Genomic DNA, 18,813 nt, shown 5'->3' with positions numbered 1-18,813 from the left:
TGGGAAGCTCAGCCCGCCGGGCGAGCGGGGATGAGCTGCTTGCGCTCGAGCTCGTTGAGACCGCCCCAGATGCCGTGCGGCTCGCGGATACGGAGCGCGTAGTCGAGGCAGGGACGGCGGACCGGGCACGTGGCGCAGATCGCCTTGGCGCGCCGCTCCCGCAGCTCCCGCTCGTCCTTTCGCTCAAGATGCGGCGGTGGGAAGAAGACTTCGGCCTGCGGCCCTTTACAAGCGGCGCGCTCTTGCCATAGCTCTTCGGCCCTCTGGCTTCTCAACTGGCCCCCTCGGTCCGGTCAAGGAAAGTTACCGCCGTGAACGGCCCTCTACAAGGGGTTCTTTTTGGGCATCGCCGCAGGTAGGTGCGGGCGTCACCGCTCGCGGATGCTTCAACGCCCTACGTAGCGGTCGGCTCCGGGGGGCGCTCGTCGGGGGCAACCTCGAGCACGAGACCGTCAATGGCGACCACCTTGACCCGGTCCCCGGGCTCGATGGGGGTAACCCGGCTTACCCTGGCCCGCCACAAGGCCCCCCGGAGCCCGACCATGCCTTCGGGGTTGATGGCCGTCGTGGCCACCGCCGCCTCGCCGATCATCGATTCCCGCCCGATGGTGGGCGTCGAGAAGCGGGAGCGGACCATCGAGGCCATCCCCCGCACGGCGAACAAAACGGTGCCCGCGACGATGGCGATCAGGGCCAGCACGGGCACCCGCCGGTCCGCGGGGAAGATCCACCAGGAACCAGCCAGGAGGCTGACGGTACCGATGGCCGTCCACACCCGGGGCGCGCCCGCCTGCACGTCGACGGCGAAACCGAACACGCCGATGGCCACCAGGGCCAGGCCGAGAGGTGTGGCCCCCAGGGCCCCTAGGCCGTAGGCGCTCATGACCACGCAGGCCGCGCCCGTCAGCCCGGCCAGGCCAACCCCCACGGAGTAGAACTCGAAGAGGATCAGCAGCAGGCCCAGGACGAGCAGGAGCAGGGCCACCGAGGGGTTCGACGTGGCGTGCAGCACCCGCTCCACCAGGTCGAGCTTGGCGAAGCGGACCTGGGCGATGGGCTCGCGCCGGGGCTGGTCGCCCCGCTCGACCACCCGGGCCGTCTCCAGCGTCCGCCCGGCGATCTCCCGGCCGTGGAGCTCGACGATGAAGTCCCCGAGGGTGGGAGTGACCACGTCGACCGCCTGGCGGCTCGAGGCCCCCGAAGCCGACAGGCGGCTGCGGTCGAGCAGCGGGTCCCCGGGCGGGCACTCGGGGCAGTCCCCCCGCAGGCGCCCGATGTCGGCCCCGTTGGCCATCCCCGAGACGGCCGCCACCCGCAGCAGCCTCACCGGCTGGCCGTAGGCCCGTGACCCGCTGGGGCCGACCCACACCATGACCGGGACGGCGCTGGCCCGCAACCGCTCCAGCAGCCGGTCCATCCGACCGTCCGACAGCACGCTCCCGGGGGTGTCGAGCTGGATGACCAGGGCCTGGCTGCCGTCGCGGGCCGAGGACTCCACCGACCGCTCGATGAAGTCGGCGACGATGCCGTCGATGCGGCCCGACACCTGGATCACGTCCACCGGCGGGGGGGGCGGACCGGCCGGTAGGTCGGTGGCGGGGGCCCCGGCCGGCGTCGTCGTCGACTGCGCGGCGGCGCCCGGCATGGCCAGGACCATGCCGAGAAGGAGAGCGATGATCACTACGCTCTTGCGTGAAGTGTGCAGGGGGATGGTTGGATCCTCGTGAGTTCTGCGCCCAAACCCGGGTAGTCATCGTGGCCGGGAAGGGCGGCGTCGGCAAAACGACAGTCTCCGCGGCCCTCGCCACCATGGCGTCCGGGCTCGGATTGTCGACCCTCGTGGTCGAGATCGAGGGCAAGCACGGGCTGGCCGCGGCCTTCGGGGCCGACCCCCTGGCCTACGGCGACCAAGTGCTGGCGCCCGGGGTCCGGGCCCGCACCCTGACCCCCGACGAGGCCCTGCTGGAGTACCTCGACGAGCACGGCCTGACCCGCATCTCCAAGCGTCTGACCAGGTCAGGGACCATCGACGTCGTGGCCACGGCCGCCCCCGGCATCAAGGACATCCTGCTGCTGGGCAAGGTCAAGCAGCTGGAGCTGCGCAAAGCCGCCGACCTGATCGTGCTCGACGCCCCGGCCGCGGGCCACGCCGTCACCTTCCTGTTGAGCGCCCGGTCGCTGCTCGACACGGTCTCGGTCGGGCCCATCCGCCAGCAGGCCGAGGACGTGCTCACCATGCTCACCGACCCGGCCCGCTGCCGGGTGCTGCTGGTGACCCTGCCCGAGGAGACGCCGGTGAACGAGGTGGTCGAGACGGCGTTCACGCTGGAGGACAAGGTCGGCATCGACCTCGGCCCGGTGGTCGTCAACGGGCTCTACCCGGTGCTGGAGGGCCTCGACGTCGACCCCGAGCAGGCGGCCGCCGAGGCTGGCGTGGGGCTGCGGCCCGGGGAGGCCGAGGCCCTACGGCAGGCGGCCCGCTTCCGCTCGGCCCGCCAGGCCCTGCAGGCCGAGCAAGTGGACCGCCTGGCCTCGGCCCTCCCCCTCCCCCAGCTGCGGCTCCCCGCCCTGTTCACCTCCGAAGTCGGCCCCACCGACCTGGCCGTGCTGGCCCGGGCCCTGGAAGCGTCGGTGTCGGGGCTGTGACCCCCACCGACGAGGTCCCGGCGGGGGCGGGGACGCTGGCTGAGCTGGTGGCCCAGTCGGCGGTGGTCGTGTGCTGCGGGCCGGGCGGCGTGGGCAAGACGACGATCTCGGCCGCCCTGGCCGTCCAGGGGGCAGCCGACGGCCGGCGCTCCATCGTGGTGACCGTCGACCCCGCCCGGCGGCTGTCCGACGCCCTGGGCATGGACTCCTTGCCCGACACCCCGCACCGGGTCGAGGGCCCGTGGCCCGGGGAGCTGTGGGCGCTCATGCTCGACCCCAAGAGCACCTTCGACGCCCTTGTGCGCAAGTACGCCCCCCATCCCGGCCAGGCCGAGGCCATCCTGGCCAACCGCTTCTACCGCAACATCGCCGGGGCGCTGTCGGGCACCCAGGAGTACATGGCCATGGAGACCCTCTACGAGCTCTACGCCGAGGGCGGCTACGACCTGATCGTGGTCGACACCCCCCCGACGCGCAACGCCCTCGACTTCGTCGACGCCCCCCGGCGGCTGACCCGGTTCCTCGACAACCGGATCTTCCGGCTCCTCATGCTGCCGACCCGGGTGGGGATCAAAGCGGTCAACGCCGCCGCCCAGACCTTCCTGCGCACCGTCTCCAAGACCGTCGGCGGCCAGGTGGTGAGCGACGCCATCGCCTTCTTCCAGGCCTTCGAGGGGATGGAGGACGGGTTCCGCGACCGTGCCCAGGGCGTGCTCGACCTGATGACCGACCCCACGACCGCCTTCGTGGTGGTGGCCTCTCCCCGGCGGGACGCAGCCTCGGAGGCCGAGTACTTCGCCGACAAGCTGGCCGAGGCCGATATCCCCGTCCAAGGGCTGGTGATCAACCGCATGCAGCCCCGGTTCGGAGAGACGTGGACGCCCGAGGCCGACCGCGAACGGGCCCGCTCGCTGGCGGGTACGCCCCTGGGGGCGCTGTGGGCCAACCTGGCCGACCTGCACACCTTGGCCGACGCCGAGGAGGCCGAGATCGCAGGACTGGTGCGGCGGGTCGAACCCGGACCGGTCGTGCGGGTGCCGCTGCTGGGCACCGACGTACACGACATCGACGGCTTGGCCGCCGTCGGCCGCTTCGTCGGAGGAGGGGGCTAGAGCGCGGGTTCGCCGCCGCCGTCGAGGGAGCGGGCCGCCTCCTCGATGGTGTCGGCCACGGTCACGATGCGATCGAACCCGGTCGTGTGCAGGAGGCGCACCAGGGTCGGCCGGTTGCAGCATACGGCCACGTCGCCGCCCACCTCCCGAGAGCGGCGGATGCCCCCGATCAGCGCGCCGAGGCCAGCCGAGTCGACGAACGGCACCTCGGACATGTCGATGAGGAGCTTGGGACGGGTCGCCAGCTCCGCCAGGGACTCCCGGAACTGCCCGACCGTGTAGGCGTCGAGCTCACCAACCGGGCGGCAGATCGTGTACCCGTCACGCTCCTCGAGCTGGATGTGGAGCAACTACTTCTCCCCGCTCAGGGACCCGGACGAACTCGGATGCTACCCAACCCGCTCGCCCGCTACGCTCGGGGGCGTGCCCGACGTGCTGATAGCGAGCGACTCCGCCTCGGTACGGGCCGAGCTGCGAGCCGTCCTCGACGGTCCGGGCACGGAGGTGCGGGAGGTCACCCGGGGCGCCCACGTGCGGGCCGAAGTCGACCGCCAGGCCCCTGACCTTCTGATCTGCGACCTGCAGATCGGCAAGATGGGCGGCATGGCCACCACCTTGGACCTGCGCCTGGAGGAGGGGGCCGACCGGCTCCCCCACGTCCCGGTGCTCATGCTGCTCGACCGCCGGGCCGACGTTTTCCTGGCCCGCCGCTCCGAGGCCGAGGGCTTCGTGGTGAAGCCCCTCGACCCGTTCCGTCTGGCCCGGGCCGTAGAGGCCCTCCTGGCCGGCGGCACCTACGAGGACGAGGCCTATCGGCCCGTAACCGTGGCCCTCCCGGCCCGGTAGCATCACCATCGCCGGGGAGTGGCGCAGCTTGGTTAGCGCGCAGCGTTCGGGACGCTGAGGCCGGGGGTTCAAATCCCCCCTCCCCGACAGGTAAACGGGCTGGTCCGGGCCGAATAGCACTCATGAACGCCTGACGCCGCGGCGGCCTCCGACCGGGCAAACCGTCGCGTTCACAGGCGCGCGATAGCCGCCTGTCTGGGCATCCTCTCCGCTCTCGCTGCTGCCTGTACGCTCGGCGTTGCCCGTCGCGTTCATAACTGGATTGTCGATCGCCCTCAGTTGCCGGGCGACACCCCCGGACTTCACGCTTCGGGAAGCGAGCCTGGGTACACGACCGCGACCTCGGCAATCGAGGTCGGAAAGTCCGAGTGGTTGTTGGTAATGAAGCGGTCGGCGCCACCCGCCACGGCGGTCGCGAGGTGCACCGCGTCGGCCGCGCCGAGCCGGTACGAGGTCCCAAGGGCCGACGCCAGGCCCGCCGTGGCCCGGTCGAGCGGCAACAGGTCGAGGCGGCCGAGCAGGGCCTCCAGCTTCGACAGTCCGTCGACGGCGGCGAGGCGTGTTGGCTTCGCCAGGAGCTCCGGAAGAAGGAGAACCGAGCCGATCCCTGCGAAGGCGTCCGATGGCTCCATAGGGGCGCTGGGGAACAGAGCCCTTACGCGGCGACCAAGGGGATGCCCGTCGACGGCCGCGTAGATCAGGACGTCGGCATCGAAGGCGTCCACCGGGCGATGGGCCTACCGGCGAGAACGCGACGCTCGAACCTCGGCAATGAGCTCCTCGGCCCGCTCCTCGCTGATCCCGGGCGTGGCATCGAGCGGGCGAGCGCGACCCTCGACGAGCCTCTCGTTCAGTCGTTCCGCCACAGCGAACGCAGCGTCAGCCCGCCGGGTACGCAGCGCCTCTGGCCTGACGACCACGGCAGCCGCCTTGCCGTGGCGCGTGATCGTCACTTCCTCCCCGGCCTCGACGCGGTCGAGGATCTCCGGAAGGGCCGCCCGGGCCTCGCTTACGGTCATCACCTTTGCCATGGCTCAGTGTACGCCTCTGTACACCGATGTACAGACCACAAGCAGCCCCGATCGGCCGGGGCCACCAGGCTCATCACGACGCCGGTGCCCGCAGCCGGGCGTTGCGCTGGGTGACCCGGAAACCGGCGCCCTCGACCACCTTGAGGGCGATGGCCGGCCGAAGTTGGACGCTGACGCGCGCCTCTGCTCTGACACCGGTCTTCTCTCGGGCTCGGGCTCGGGCTCGGGCTCGGGCTCGGGCTCGGGCTCGGGCTCGGGCTCGGGCTCGGGCTCGGGCTCGGGCTCGGGCTCGGGCTCGGGCAACGCCACTTCTCCGGGTCGGGGACCACGGGCCTAGGGCCCCGCGTCCACGTCCCAGTGCACGTCGCCGGGCCGGTAGCGGCAGTAGGTGCCGGTGACGATGTGGCTGTCGAGGTGAGCGGCCAGCTCGGGGTGGACGAGGTGCAGCTTGGCGATCGCGTCGCGGACCCGTCCGGCCACCGCCTTGCGGGCCCGCTCGGCGGGATGGTTGGAGAACGGGCGGGGACGGCCGCCGAGACCGGTGGCCACCTCGAGTTCGTCGAGGACGGCGTGGCGTTCGGCCTCGGCCCACTCCCGGCGGCCAGGGTCGTTGTTACGCTCGGCCTCGTCGATCTCGGCGCTGATGTCGGCCAGGCGCCGGCGATAGGCATCGATGCCCCGCCGGTCGACGACGTCCCCGGCCGGCCCCGAACGGTCAGCCGAGCCGACGAGGTCGAGGACATGGACCTCCTGGCCATGGCCCGAGAGGAGCCGGGCAATGTCGGCTAGCCCCTTGCTGTGGGCGAGGGTGGCGTCGCGCCCCTCGAAGGACACGTGCCAAACCCCGCCCCGCCGGGACATGACGGCGCGCCCGTCCATCCCGGCCGCACCGCGGGCGGTCCCCGAGCCGGCGGTGACCGGGCCGCCAACCAAGGGGTGGCGGGCCAACTCGGCCGCCCAGATGCGGGCGCCGAGGCGGTCGTAGGTGCGCGCCGCCTGGTCCAGGAGGTCCCGAGCCTGGCCGGACCGGCCGAGGGCGGCCGCCAGCAGGCCGGCCGTATGGGCGTGGCTGCCGGCGAAAGCCACGACCGCACCGTTCACCCCGCACGAGGGCCCGAGCGGCACCAGGTCTTCGAGCAGGTCGGCGGCCAGGGAACGGTCGTCCACCGCGATGGCGGCCCAGGCCAGCTCCCGCACGAACACGGACCGTAGGTAGGAGCGGTCGGCCCGCCACGTACCCAGATCGGCGACGGCCGCCAGGTGGTGGCGGGCGGCGCCGAGGTCGCCGGCACGGGCTGAGAACCCAGCGGCCACGCCGTGGGCGTGAACCGGCGCGCCCGTCCAGTGGCCGACCGCCTCGGCCGCGAAAGCCAACAGTTCCGCGGGCCGGCCTCGGGCGCGTACCAGCTCGAGGCGCTGAGACATGCGCACGTTGGCCGTATCGGGCTCGCGGATGCGAGCACCGAGGGCGGCCGCCTCCTCGATGAGGTCGTCGGCGTCTTCGAGGGGACCACGGCACAGGGCCAAGCAGGCCTGCCTGGTCACCACCGTGTAGCGCTGGCGGGGCTGGCCTCGTGCCGCCAGCATGGTCAGGCACTCGACCAGCGGGGCCTCGAAGGCGGACGAACCCTGCTCGAGCAGAGCGTTGGCCAGCAGCAGGAGGGCTTCGGCGTGCCCGTCGTGGTCGCCCGCGGAGAGCGCCAGCGCGGCCAACTCCCGGGCGATGGCCTCCCGCTCCGGGCCTGTCCCGGGCGCCCACAGCACGTCGTGGCGGGCCAGCAGGCAGGCCCGGCGGGTGGCGTCGTCCCCGCTCCGGCGGCCGAGGACCAGCGCGCGCTCGCTGAGCGGCCCGGCCCGAGGGCGGTCCTCGGGAACGGAGTGGGCCAGTTCACGAGCGAGGGCGGCCGCCACCCGCGCCTCCCAGACGTCGTGGGCCCCCTCGACGGCGGCTAGTGCCCGCTCCAGCGGGCGAATGACCTCGTCGCGTCGCGAGGCGAAGCGTGCTCCGAGGCGGGCGGTAGCCAGGGCCACGGCCGCCACCCGGTCGGGACCGGCCGACGAGGTGGCCATGGCCGATGCCCGGCCCAGGAGCTCACGGGCCGCCTCGGTGGAGCCGGCCCGGGCCAAGGCGTCGGCCTCGACCACCAGGAGGTCCACGAGACGCTCGTGGTCGATGTCGAGCGCCGCCGCGGCCAAGGCGTGGCGCAACCGCTGCACGTGGCCGGCCGCCTCCGCGAAGGCCAAGGCCGCCATGTCAGTGGCGGACGCCACCAGCGTCCAGTGCACCGCCCGGTCAGGCCCGTCGAGGCCGACCGCGGCCGTGAAGTGGCGGGCCAGGTCAGCGGCAGCCACCTCCGCCCCACGCTGGCGGCGCCTCTCCAGGGCCGGTGCAAGGGCCAGGTGGAGGGCGGCCCGCTTCTCGGGAGCGAGGCCCGCCGCCACCGTCTCGCGCCACAGGTCGTGGACGAACGCCTCCCGACCTGCGCCCCCGGTCAGTACGCCGGCCTCGACGGCGGCCGCGGCGGCGGCCTCGACGGCGGCCTGCGACATGCCCAGGGCGGCCGCCACCACGTCGACCACCATCGGTCCGGCGAGCACGGCGAGGGCGGCGAGCACCTCTCGTGCCCCCTCGTCCAGCATGGCCAAGCGGCGCTCGATGGCGTCCCGCACGGCCGCCGGCACCGGCCCCGTACCGTCCGCGGCGGTACCGTCCGCGGCGGTGCCGTCCGCGGCGGTGCCGTCCTCGGCCGTACGGTCCAGGTCGAGGGTCGGCATCAGCCGGGCCACCTCGCGCACGAAGAACGGGTGACCACCCGTGCGCCGGTGGATGGCGGCGGCGGCCGCGCGGCTGACGGGCCGTCCCGTGACCGCCTCCACCAACCGGGCCGAGGCGGCCGCGTCGAGGCCCTGCACCGATATGTGCTCGGCCCGTCCCACCAGTTGGCTGACCCGCGCCCTTACCGGCCCGGCCAGCTCGCCCTGGCGGTACGCGCCGATGACCCCGACCGGGCCGGCCGACGGGGACCGGACCAGGAAGTCGAGCAGATCGAGGGACGATTCGTCGGCCCACTGGAGGTCGTCGAGCACGACGACGACGGGAGCCTCGGTGGCCAGCGCCCCGACGAAGCGGCCCACCGCGTCCATGAGCACCAACCGGTCACGGCCCGTCGGCTCGGTCCGGGGATGGGGCCCGAACGACCGCACGACGTGGGCCAACACGGCCACGTCCTCCCCCGCGGCCCGCAGCGAGGCCTCGTCGCCGACCAGCCTCACAAGACCGCCCAGGGCCTGGGACCACGGCCAGTAACCGGGGGCGCCGTCGACGTCGACACACGTTCCCCAGGCCACCCGCGCCCCGGCGTCGGCCGCCTCGGCGACGGCCGCTCGCACCAGCGTGGTCTTGCCGACGCCCGCCTCCCCAGCCACGAAGATCGTCGCCGAGCCACCTGCGACCAGTCGCCCGAGCTGGCCCCGCAGGAGCCCGAGGGGACGGTCCCGACCGAACAGGTGCGGCTCGGGGGGACCGGACATCACACCCCGATTCTCCCTCCCCGCGGCCCGCGGCGCGGTTTCTGGCGATGTGCCAGAGCCGATCTTCCGGCCTGACCGCCCACCTGGCGCCCTCCCGGGTGGACCTACAACCACGAGGAGGCCATCGTGAGCTTCGACCCTGTCCTGTACAAGACCGCCACCCGCCGGCAGTGGGAGGACGCGGCCGAGGCCTGGCACCGCTGGGGGCCCACGCTGGAGGCATGGCTGGGCCCGGCGACCGACCTGATGCTCGACGGAGCGGGGGTGAGGGCCGGGTCGCAGGTGCTCGACGTCGCCGCCGGCGCAGGCGGGCAGTCCCTGGTCGCGGCCCGCCGGGTGGGGCCGGGCGGGCGGGTCCTGGCCACCGACATCTCCCCGACGATCCTCGCCTACGCGAAGGCGGCCGCGGCCGAGGCCGGAGTAAGCAACGTCGAGGTCCTCGAGGCCGACGGCGAGGACCTCGGCGCCCTGGCCCCCGGAACGTTCGACGCAGCCATCTCGCGCGTCGGGCTGATCTACTTCCCCGACCAGCGGGCCGCCTTGGCGGGGATCCGGCGGGCGCTGCGGGCGGGAGGGCGATTCTCGGCCATCGTCTACTCCACCCCCGACAGGAACGGCTTCTTCTCGGTACCCGTGGCTGTGATCCGCCAGAGGGCGGGGCTGGGGGCCCCCGCCCCGGGCCAGCCCGGCCCGTTCAGCCTGGGGGCGCCCGGTGTGCTCGGTTCCCTGCTGGAGGAGGCCGGCTTCACCGAGGTGGACGTGCAAGCCGTCGATGCACCCGTGCGTATGGCCTCGGCGGCCGAGTGCGCACGCTTCGAACGGGAGTCGTTCGGGGCCCTCCACCAGATGCTGGCGGGACTGGACGAACCTGCGAGGGCACAGGCGTGGGCGGAGGTCGAGGTTCGGCTGGCCGAGTTCGAGACCGACGGCGGGTTCGTCGGCCCCTGCCAGCTGCTCGTGGCCTCGGCGACGAAGTGACGGGCGTCACGGGCGAGGTGGTCGTCGCGGCCGTGCAGGCGACCCCCGCCTTCTTGGACCGCGAGGCCACCGTCGCGAGGCTGGTGGAGACCATCGGGGAGGCGGCTGACGCGGGCGCCCGGCTCGTCGCCTTCCCCGAGGCCATCGTCCCCGGCTACCCCGACTGGGTCTGGCGGCTGCCGCCGTGGTCGGACGGGCCGTGGTACGAACGGCTCTGGGACCAGGCCGTGGACATACCCGGACCGGTCACCGCCACCGTGGGTAAAGCGGCCCGGAGGGTGGGGGTGTGGGTGACGGTGGGCGTCAACGAACGCACCCGGTCGGGGACCCTCTACAACTCTCTGGTCTACATCGCGCCCGACGGCGAGGTGGCAGCCGTCCACCGAAAGCTGCTGCCCACGGGCGGCGAACGGTCGGTCTGGGGCCGGGGGGACGCTTCCACCCTGGTGGTGGTCGACATGGGGTTCGCCCGGGTCGGCGGCCTGACCTGCTGGGAGAACCTCATGCCCTTGGCCCGGGCCGCCCTGTACGACCAGGGCATCGAGATCCTGCTGGCGCCCACGTGGGACAACAGCGAGTCGTGGCCCTGCACCCTCCGCCACATCGCCCGAGAGGGCCGGGTGTTCGTGGTCGGGACCAACACCTGCCTGCATGGGCGCGACGTGCCCCGCTCGTTGCCGGGAGCGGAGGAGGTCTACCCCGGCCACGACGAGGACTGGCTGTCGCGGGGCAACACCATGGTCGTCGGCCCGGACGGCACCGTGCTGGCCGGCCCCCTGATCGGGCGTCCCGGGACCCTCACGGCCCGGCTCGACATGGCCGACCTGGTGGCCGCTCGCCGCCAGTTCGACCCCGTGGGCCACTACGGCCGGCCCGACGTGTTCCAACTGACCGTGCACCAACCCCCGGGCCGACGAGGGGACTAGGTCCGCCGGGCCAGCTCGATGACCATCTCGAAGAGGCGGGTGACGGGGTCGTAGCTATCGGCTGACGGGGGCCGGTCGACCATCTCCAGGGCGAACGTCATGTCGAGGTCTGGCGAGTAGACCAAGGTGGCGGTCCCCCCGAAGTACCCGACGCCGAAGAAGCGGGGAGTCCCGTCGGGGTCGACCCGGCAGGGGCAGAACCCGAAGGTCCCCGGGCCGTACCCGCTGTCGGGGTCGACCCCGATCATGTACCGGTAGGACGCCTCGCTCATGCCCGCGTGGTCCCGCAAGATGGCCACCCCGGCCGCCAGCAGGTCCTTCAGGGTGGTGTCGATCCCCGAAGTCGCGCCCCGGGGCTCGCCGGGGCCAGGGGCCAGATGGATCGTCCTGGTCATCTGCAGGGGGGTGAAGAACCCCTCCCGGAACAGCTCGCTCACCGGCACCCCAGTGATGTCCTCCAGCAGCAGCCCGAGCACCAGGTAGTTGGTGCTGGAGTACTCGTGCTGGGCACCGGGAGGGGCGTAGCGCTGCTCGGCCAAGGCCGCCTCCACGGCCGTCACGGCGTTGTTCACCGAGTCAGGGTCAGCCTCGTAGATGGCCGTATCGCGATAGTTGACCAACCCGCTGCTGTGGTTGAGGAGGTGCTCGACGGTGATGCCCTCCCAGTGCGGGAAGTCAGCCAGCGCGCTGAGGGGCGGGACCGGAGCGGCGATATCGATCAGGCCCGCGTCGGCCAGCCGGTGGACCAGGGTGGCGGTGAACAGCTTGGTGAGCGACGACAGGTCGATCGTGTCGGTCGGCCGGGCCAGACGCCCCTCGGTTGGACGGGTACCGGTGGCGCCTGTCCAGCGCACCTCGGGGCCGATGGCCACTCCCAGCAAAGAGGCCCCGCCGCCCGTCTCGCGGGCCCACCGGCGGAGCAACCCGTCGAGCTCGGCCACGAAACGGGACTCGAACTTGGGGGCCACCGGCGCGCCCCCGGGACCGAAGACCGGGGCGGGTGGGGGCTTCGAGGGGATGGGGGGCCGGCGGGCCGAGCGTTGCTCACCAGCCAGACCGGGCTCGCCTGTCCCCCCGGCCACGGTGACGAGACCAGCAGCCGACAACACCAGCGCCACCACCGCCACCTGCGGGCCGAGGCCCGAAGAACGCTGGGCGCGGCCCGGGGCGGCGGGCGAAGCTGCCCGGGACCGGCGGCCGGCGGCCGCGTCCTCGACCCACCCGAACAGCGCCACCGCGACCATCGTGCCTAGGGCGGTGAGCAGCACGACACCGGCGGGGTAAGCCAAGGGCCCGTCGACGCTCCGGGCCTCGAGGACGTTGACGGCCACGATGATGGCGGCCGTGTGCCACAGGTAGATGGTGAGCGCCCGGCGGCCGATGGCCCGCACGGCCGGGCCTGTCAGCCGGCTCTCGGCCAGCCGGGCCAGCGGGCGCTGGGCGGCCATGGCCAGGGCCAGCCAACCCGCGCCCACGAACAGGTGCAGGGGATGGGAGTTGTTGACCACACCCAGGGGGACGGGCTGGGTCAGCCGCCAAGCGATGGCCGCCAGACCGGCCACGACAGCCAGCGCTACCCACCCCCGGGCCCGGGCCCGGCTGAACGCTCCGTCGCGGTGCAGGAAGCCGGCCATCATGAACAAGCCGTAGAGCGCCAGGTCGCCCAGGGCCCAGGTCAGATCATGGGCCAGAGGCCAGCGGCTCGACCGGGCGACCAGGTCGAAGCCGAACACTGCCGCCGTGGCCGCCACCATGGTGGCCGCGGGCAGCGCCCGCACCAGGCGCAGCAGGAGCGGAGAAGCCAGCAGGAGCCAGACCAGCGTCCGCAGGTACCAGAGGTGGGACGAGAGCCAGCCGCCCTCCCACTCGGTCCCCTGCGGGTCGGTGAAGGGCAGTAGCCACCACAGCGCCCGGCGCCAGGGAAGGTCGGTCCCCATCCACAGGGCGGCCATGGCCATCAGCAACCACGCCACCGCCGCGAACAGCCACAGCGGCACGAGGAGGCGCCGGAACCGGTCGAACAGTACGGCGCCCGCCCCCCGTCGGCCCAAAGACTTGGCCAGGAGGCTCCCGGTCACGAAGAACATGGCAGGCATGGCCGCCACGAAGTAGGTGATGGCCGCCGCCCCGAAGGCGTGCCAGGCCACCACCCGGAGGATGGCGATGGCCCTCAGGGCGTCGAGGAACCCTTCGCGCCCGGCTCTCCCCCCGGCCTCTGGCTGGGCGCGCCGGTACCCCGAACGCCCCTTTCCAGGGCCTGGGGAGGCGGTCTGGAGCCGCCCTACCGCGGGTTCGGTTGAAGGCGCCGCGTCTGCCTCCTGGGTCCGCAACGAGTTACGAAGGTTACCCGCATGTCCCGACGGTTTCGCGCGCGAACCGTAACAATTCAGCGGCGGGCCGCATGACAGCCCGAACTGTGGTTCAGTCTGCGCCCGTGGGTGGGGGGATTGGAAGACGCGTCGCGGTCGTGCTGCTGGCCGGCGCGCTGATGGTCGGGGTCGCGGGCGTGGGCGCGATCGAAGCGGCCGCGCCCGAGCCCGGTGGGCGGGTCGAGGTGGAGGCCGGGCCCGAGGCGGCCGTTACAGAGCAAGGCACCCAGCGACCGCCGCTGCGGGCGGGCTACCACCAGCACAGGGTCAACGTGGACGGGCAGATGCGCCGGTGGGCCACGTTCGTCCCCCCGGGCCTGGAGGACGAGGCCCCCAACGCCATCGTCTTCGCCCTCCACGGGGTCGGGGGCCGGGGTGCCGACATGAGGAACTTCGGCTTCGAAGCGTCGGCCGCCGGCCGCCGGACCGTGCTGGTGTACCCCGACGCCCACCACGGCGCATGGAACGACGGCCGACCCGGGGCCGACCCCATCGCCCCCGGCTTGGCCGCCGACGACGTCCGGTTCCTGCGGCTGTTGATCGACGAGGTCACCGCTCGGACGGGGGCCGGGCCCCGACGGGTGGCCGTGGTGGGGTTCTCGGCGGGGGCGATCATGGCCGGCCGGACGGGCTGCGAGCTCGCCGACCGGGTGGCGGCCATCGCCGTCGTGGGCGGGACCGCCGGCCAAGGTTTCGAGAAGGCGTGCCAGCCGGCCCTGCCGGTGGCGGCCATGGCGGTAGCCGGCACGGCCGACCCGATCGTGCCCTACGGGGGAGGCCGGGTGGCCGACTGGGCAGGCAGGAAACGCGGGTCGGTGGCGTCGGTGGACGAGTTCTTCGCCTTCTGGGCGGCCCGGGCGGGGTGCCGATCGACCCAGGCCACCCCGCCGTCAGCGCCGGTCCACCAGCTCCGGGGTGAGGACTGCACGGCGGGGACACTCGTGGTCCGCCACCGGGTCCACAACGGCGGCCACGACTGGTTCCGGCCCCCGGTCTTCGACACGACCGGCGCCATCTGGGACTTCCTGTCCAGGCCCTTCCCCATGTCCTAGGTGGCGGGTGCCTTTCGCGATCGACGCTTCGCGCCGAGGCGGCCGACCTGCCCCTGGCCAGCGACCTTACCGTACGGCGCGGGCCCCGTCACCTGATGACCCCCGGACCGGAGACGGGATCGGACTACCGTTATGGCCACGCTCGACGCCACTGGTCGCCCCCCCGAAGACACCCCTCCTCCCGGTCAGGAACTGGGCCCGGCCGACCTGCGGGCCCTCGTTGAAACGGCGCAGGCCCTGGCCGGGGAGGTCAGGCTGGACCGGCTCCTCGATCTGGTCCTCGAGAGGGCGGGCGCACTGACGGGCTCGCCCGATGCCAGCGTGCTGCTCTACAGCCCGGAGAAGGGGGGCCTGTCGTTCGTCGCCGTGGCCGGGGCCAACGCCTCGGCCCTCCTCGAACGGTGGGGCCCTGACAGCGACCAGTGCGTCCCGCTCGTCGGGAGCATGGCCGGCGAAGTGTTCACGTCGGGCCGGCCACTCGTGGTGGGGGCGGTCGAGGGGGTGGACGGTCACTTCAAGGGTGTCGACTCCGACACGGGCCAGAGCACGGCATCGATGGTCTGCGCTCCGCTGGCGGTCGGGGGCCAGCGCCTGGGCGTAGTGCAGTTGCTCAACAAGGCCGGGGGCGGTTACGACGGGCGGGACCTCGCGTTGCTGGAGCACTTCACGGCCCACGCCGCGGTGGCCCTGCGCAACGTGCAGCTCTACGACGACCTGCTGGCCCACATGGGCCTCTACGGGTCCAGGAGGGCCGGGCTCGGCCCCGCCGAGCTGCTGGAGGAACTGCGGCGCCCGCCCCTGAACGAGGAGCTGTCGGTGCTGTTCGCCGACATGCGGGGCTTCACCCGCCTCTCCCAGGTGGTCGACCGGCCCGAACAGACCTTCGACCGCCTCAACGAGTTCCTGAGCCTCCTGGCCCGGTCGGTCCTCGCCCACGGCGGGCTCGTCAACAAGTTCCTGGGCGACGGGCTCATGGCCCTGTTCCGGGGTGAGGGCCACAGCGAACGAGCAGTCAGGTCGGCCATGGCCATCGTGGAAGGATTCGACGGGCTGCGCGGGCGCTGGGACGAGACGAGCAACACCCTGCTCGACTTCGTCGATGTCGGAGTGGGCGTAACCACCGACACCGTGCTGCTGGGCACGCTGGGGACCGACCGCGTCCGGGACTTCACCGCCGTCGGGACAGCAGTCGCCCTCGCCGCCTGTCTGATGGAGCACGCCCGCGACGGGCAACGGCTGCTGGTGGACCGGCGCACCTTTCGCCTGGCCCGGGCCGTGATCGAAGATTTCGAGGGTCCCGAGACGATCGAGCTGCGCAGCCCGGGCCAGGAGGTCGGATGGCTGTTCGAGCGTTACTCCCTCGGGCCGCCGGCCCCTACCCGGCGGGCCGCGCCCGGTCCGAGCGGGGCGCCCACTGCCGACGTCTTCGTGAGCTACAGCCACCGCGACCGGCCGTGGCTCGAACTGTTGAGGACTCACCTCAAGCCCTACATGACGGCGGGCGGCATGACCGTGTGGGATGACACCGCCATCGCCGCCGGGGCCCGCTGGCGAGAGGAGATCGAAGGGGCGTTGAACGCGGCTCGAGTGGCAGTCCTGCTCGTGAGCCCGAACTTCCTGGACTCGGACTTCATCGCCGACAACGAGCTCCCGCCGCTGCTGGACGCGGCCCGTACCCGCGGGCGGACGGTCCTGTGGGTCCCCGTCAGTGCCAGCTCCTACGACGAGACGCCGATCGCCGCCTACCAGGCCACGTGGGACCCGGGGCGACCACTCGACGGGCTGACCCGGGCCGAACAGAACGAGGCCCTCGTGCGCATCTCGAAGAAGGTGAAGCAGGCCGTCACGGAGAGCCGGGCGCGCCGGCCTTGAGATCCCCGGCCAGGCCGGTTCAGGTGGTACGGACGAACAAGGCCGTCTCGCCCGCCGACGTCGTCCCCATGAGCCGGTCCCGCTCGACGGTGCCGAACTGGATGAACACCTGGTAGGGCAGCACGGCCATGCCGTTGTGCTGGGTGCCGGCCATCTGGAGGTGGGCCGGCCCCACGAGCTGCCACTGGCCGCTGACGGCCCACACCCCCATGGGACTGGCCATCTGGCCCTGGAACACCCCACCGGCGTCGATGACGAGCGAGCCCTGGCCGGTCCCGACAGCCGGGTGCTGGAGCTGGACGCTCCACGTCCCGGGCAGGGCCTCGGCCAGCCCTGGCGGGCCCGCACGCGAGGCCGCGGGCGCCGGCTCGGTGGGGCCGGGAGCGGGCGGGGGCGGCCCTCCGGACGGTGCGGCGGCGCCGACCGCCGGGCTCAGGGCGGCCACCAGACGGTCGGTGTCGTAGTCCCAGCGGCCGTCGCTGACCTCGAGGGCGTTGTGGCGAGCCAGGCGGGCGATGTCCTCGGGCAGGTCGCGCGACGAGGGCATCCGCGCCCCCTCGACGAGCACAGGGATGACCAGCGTCCCCCGGCGCAGGGCAGCCGCCACCTCCAGGCGCACGAAGTCCTCGGGGTCGTCGAGGCGCCGGCCCCCGTCGGGGTGGGAGGCCGCCAGCCAGTCGCGCCCGATCAGCACCACCAGTGCGTCACAGGCGGCCACCGCCTGCTCGATGGCGTCCACGAAGTCGCGCCCAGGCGGGATGGTGTCGAGGTCCATGAAGACCTGCTCACGCCCGAAGTGGGCCCGGAGGCGGTCACACAGCCGCCCGGCGTGCCCGGCGGTGTCGTCCCGGCGGTAGCTGATGAAGATCCCGCCCATCACCACTGACGCTAGGCCGCCGGCCGGCCTGGCGTCCGCCGGCCAACGTCCGAGGGCAGGGCTGCGTGCCCAGTGGCGTGGTTCAGGCGACGTCGCGGTCGGCCGGGGTACCTTCCCGCGCCGCACCCGGCTGGGTGCCCGGCAGAGCCGAGGTGCCACGCCGCCAGATGCCCTGTACGGCACTGATGGTGACCAGCACGGAGGCCAGCCACAGTGCGCCGAGGGCGTAGCCGCCAAGCACGTCGGTGGCCCAGTGGGCACCCATGTACACCCGGGAGAACCCGATGAGCAGGACGAGGACGCCGCTCACGGTCCAGACGGCCACCTTCGCCGACCACGACCGGATCCAACCGGCCGCCAGGTAAGCCAGGGCGCCGTAGACAGCCACTGCCTGGGTCGCGTGGTCGGAGGGGAAGGCGAAGCCCCCCGATGCCACCAGGGCCAGCACGGGCGGCCGCTCGCGGCCCACCAGGGGGCGGACCACGTCGGTCAGGGCCACGGCCCCGACCAGGGCGGTGGTCATCACGATCAGGGGCACCCAGCTCCGGGTCAGGCGCCAAGCCACCAGCCCCACAGCGGCCGTGGCCACCACCAGGACGGCCACCGCCCCCAGGTCGCTGAAAGCCGACATGGCCGAGGTCAGCCAGTCCACGCGCCGCTCGGCGATGGCCCGGGTGACCGGTCCGTCGATGGTGGCCACACCGCGGCCCCTCAAGACGTCCTGCACGAGCGAGCCGAAGGCCCACGCGGCCAGGCCCACGGCGGCCAGTTGCAAGGTCAGTGCCAGCCCCAGGACCTGCCCGGGCCGCAGCCGCCCGGCGGCGAAGACCAGCGGAGCCCGCAAGCGCCGGCTGAGACGGGCCGGTAGGGGCCGGGCGAGTTGGCGGTCGGCGAAGGCCCTGACCCGCTCAGGATGGTTGGAGACCCAGTGGCCGATGGCCAGGACCAGACCGACCGTCAGAGCGAGGCCCAGCACGACCCAGCCTGCCTGGCCGGCGATGTGCTCGACCCGCCGGTAGGAGCGGCCAGCCACGTAACCGAGCAGGACGAACGTCGGGGCCCACAGCATGGCGCCCAGGACGCTCCACAGGAGGAACTTGCGGTAGCGCATGCGCGACGCGCCGGCCAGAGCGGGGACGAGCGCCCGCAGCACCCCCACGAACCTCCCGAAGAACACCGCCCGCCCACCACGGGTGACGAGGTAGGCCTGCGCCCGCTGCCAGCGCTCCTCGCCCACCCGGCGCCCGAAGCGACTACGCATGATCGACGGGCCGATGCGGCGACCGATCTCATAGCCGACGGAGTTGCCCACGACCGCCCCCACGGTCGCCACCACGACCATGGGCCACAGCCCAGCCCGCCCGTCGAAGGCCAGGTAGCCCCCGATCACCATGGCCAGCTCACCGGGAACCACGAGGCCGACGAAGGCGGCCGTCTCCAGGGCGGCCAGCACGCCCACCACCAGATAGGCGACCGGTCCCCCCAGCGAGGAGATCGAGTCCATGACGAAGTCCACTGCCGCTAAGACCTCGTCCGGGCCTGGCCCGTCTCACACGGGCCCTCGGTCCTCCTG

At 73.0% G+C, this 18,813-nt stretch carries 16 protein-coding genes and 1 tRNA gene; 8 read left to right on the top strand and 9 right to left on the bottom strand.

Annotation, left to right across the window (positions count from 1 at the left end):
* Positions 1 to 8 precede the first annotated feature (8 nt).
* Both AB1673_06060 and AB1673_06055 read right to left on the bottom strand, forming a co-directional pair.
* Complete coding sequence (locus tag AB1673_06060) at positions 9 to 275, bottom strand: WhiB family transcriptional regulator (GenBank protein MEW6153537.1); 267 nt, start codon at positions 273 to 275, stop codon at positions 9 to 11.
* A 119-nt stretch (positions 276 to 394) separates the two neighbouring features.
* On the bottom strand, positions 395 to 1,681 hold the full coding sequence (locus AB1673_06055; protein MEW6153536.1) for an NfeD family protein: 1,287 nt from the start codon (positions 1,679 to 1,681) through the stop codon (positions 395 to 397).
* An 11-nt stretch (positions 1,682 to 1,692) separates the two neighbouring features.
* Here AB1673_06055 and AB1673_06050 point away from each other — a divergent pair, with 11 nt between their 5' ends.
* Positions 1,693 to 2,646 (top strand): ArsA family ATPase, encoded by a 954-nt coding sequence (locus AB1673_06050; protein ID MEW6153535.1) that lies wholly within the window; start codon positions 1,693 to 1,695, stop codon positions 2,644 to 2,646.
* Positions 2,643 to 3,758, top strand: coding sequence for an ArsA family ATPase (locus AB1673_06045; protein ID MEW6153534.1), 1,116 nt, complete (start codon positions 2,643 to 2,645; stop codon positions 3,756 to 3,758). The genes AB1673_06050 and AB1673_06045 overlap by 4 nt, the downstream gene beginning before the upstream one ends.
* On the opposite strand, the gene AB1673_06040 is transcribed toward AB1673_06045, so the two are convergent.
* Positions 3,755 to 4,108 (bottom strand): STAS domain-containing protein, encoded by a 354-nt coding sequence (locus AB1673_06040; protein ID MEW6153533.1) that lies wholly within the window; start codon positions 4,106 to 4,108, stop codon positions 3,755 to 3,757. The two genes, AB1673_06045 and AB1673_06040, sit on opposite strands and share 4 nt — an antisense overlap.
* Positions 4,109 to 4,181: 73 nt before the next feature.
* Between AB1673_06040 and AB1673_06035 the strand changes: the two genes are divergently transcribed.
* Together AB1673_06035 and AB1673_06030 are read left to right on the top strand one after the other, a co-directional pair.
* A complete protein-coding gene (locus AB1673_06035; GenBank protein MEW6153532.1) occupies positions 4,182 to 4,604 on the top strand; it encodes a response regulator in 423 nt (140 codons plus the stop codon).
* A 12-nt stretch (positions 4,605 to 4,616) separates the two neighbouring features.
* Positions 4,617 to 4,691 (top strand) — tRNA-Pro (locus tag AB1673_06030).
* A 215-nt stretch (positions 4,692 to 4,906) separates the two neighbouring features.
* Here the strand turns inward: AB1673_06030 and AB1673_06025 are convergent.
* The 3 genes from AB1673_06025 to AB1673_06015 all read right to left on the bottom strand — a co-directional run bounded on the left by AB1673_06025 (position 4,907) and on the right by AB1673_06015 (position 9,166).
* Complete coding sequence (locus tag AB1673_06025) at positions 4,907 to 5,329, bottom strand: PIN domain-containing protein (GenBank protein ID MEW6153531.1); 423 nt, start codon at positions 5,327 to 5,329, stop codon at positions 4,907 to 4,909.
* Positions 5,330 to 5,341: 12 nt separating this feature from the next.
* Positions 5,342 to 5,635: a type II toxin-antitoxin system Phd/YefM family antitoxin gene (locus AB1673_06020; protein MEW6153530.1), complete on the bottom strand. Its 294-nt coding sequence runs from the start codon at positions 5,633 to 5,635 to the stop codon at positions 5,342 to 5,344.
* Positions 5,636 to 5,968: 333 nt separating this feature from the next.
* Positions 5,969 to 9,166, bottom strand: coding sequence for an AAA family ATPase (locus AB1673_06015; protein ID MEW6153529.1), 3,198 nt, complete (start codon positions 9,164 to 9,166; stop codon positions 5,969 to 5,971).
* 126 nt (positions 9,167 to 9,292) lie between these two features.
* On the opposite strand from AB1673_06015, the gene AB1673_06010 reads away from it, so the two are divergent.
* Together AB1673_06010 and AB1673_06005 are read left to right on the top strand one after the other, a co-directional pair.
* Entirely contained in the window at positions 9,293 to 10,144 is an 852-nt protein-coding gene (locus AB1673_06010; GenBank protein ID MEW6153528.1) for a class I SAM-dependent methyltransferase, read from the top strand.
* Entirely contained in the window at positions 10,141 to 11,070 is a 930-nt protein-coding gene (locus tag AB1673_06005; GenBank protein MEW6153527.1) for a carbon-nitrogen hydrolase family protein, read from the top strand. The genes AB1673_06010 and AB1673_06005 overlap by 4 nt, the downstream gene beginning before the upstream one ends.
* Here AB1673_06005 and AB1673_06000 read toward each other — a convergent pair.
* A complete protein-coding gene (locus tag AB1673_06000; protein ID MEW6153526.1) occupies positions 11,067 to 13,400 on the bottom strand; it encodes a serine hydrolase in 2,334 nt (777 codons plus the stop codon). The two genes, AB1673_06005 and AB1673_06000, sit on opposite strands and share 4 nt — an antisense overlap.
* A gap of 104 nt (positions 13,401 to 13,504) precedes the next feature.
* Here AB1673_06000 and AB1673_05995 point away from each other — a divergent pair, with 104 nt between their 5' ends.
* Together AB1673_05995 and AB1673_05990 are read left to right on the top strand one after the other, a co-directional pair.
* Complete coding sequence (locus AB1673_05995) at positions 13,505 to 14,491, top strand: hypothetical protein (protein ID MEW6153525.1); 987 nt, start codon at positions 13,505 to 13,507, stop codon at positions 14,489 to 14,491.
* Between the two features lie 132 nt (positions 14,492 to 14,623).
* Positions 14,624 to 16,363, top strand: coding sequence for a GAF domain-containing protein (locus AB1673_05990; protein ID MEW6153524.1), 1,740 nt, complete (start codon positions 14,624 to 14,626; stop codon positions 16,361 to 16,363).
* 19 nt (positions 16,364 to 16,382) lie between these two features.
* Here AB1673_05990 and AB1673_05985 read toward each other — a convergent pair whose 3' ends face one another.
* Positions 16,383 to 17,240, bottom strand: a complete 858-nt coding sequence (locus tag AB1673_05985; protein ID MEW6153523.1) for a toll/interleukin-1 receptor domain-containing protein — start codon at positions 17,238 to 17,240, stop codon at positions 16,383 to 16,385.
* Between the two features lie 82 nt (positions 17,241 to 17,322).
* The gene (locus tag AB1673_05980; protein ID MEW6153522.1) at positions 17,323 to 18,756 is read right to left on the bottom strand and encodes a bifunctional DedA family/phosphatase PAP2 family protein; all 1,434 of its coding nucleotides are present in this window, start codon (positions 18,754 to 18,756) and stop codon (positions 17,323 to 17,325) included.
* Between the last annotated feature and the right edge of the window lie 57 nt (positions 18,757 to 18,813).

The sequence above is a fragment of the Actinomycetota bacterium genome, from assembly GCA_040754375.1.
In the GTDB taxonomy this organism is placed as follows: domain Bacteria; phylum Actinomycetota; class Acidimicrobiia; order Acidimicrobiales; family AC-14; genus JBFMCT01.
The sequence above is the reverse complement of the archived record's forward strand: the minus strand, read 5'-3'. Positions and strand labels throughout refer to the sequence as shown.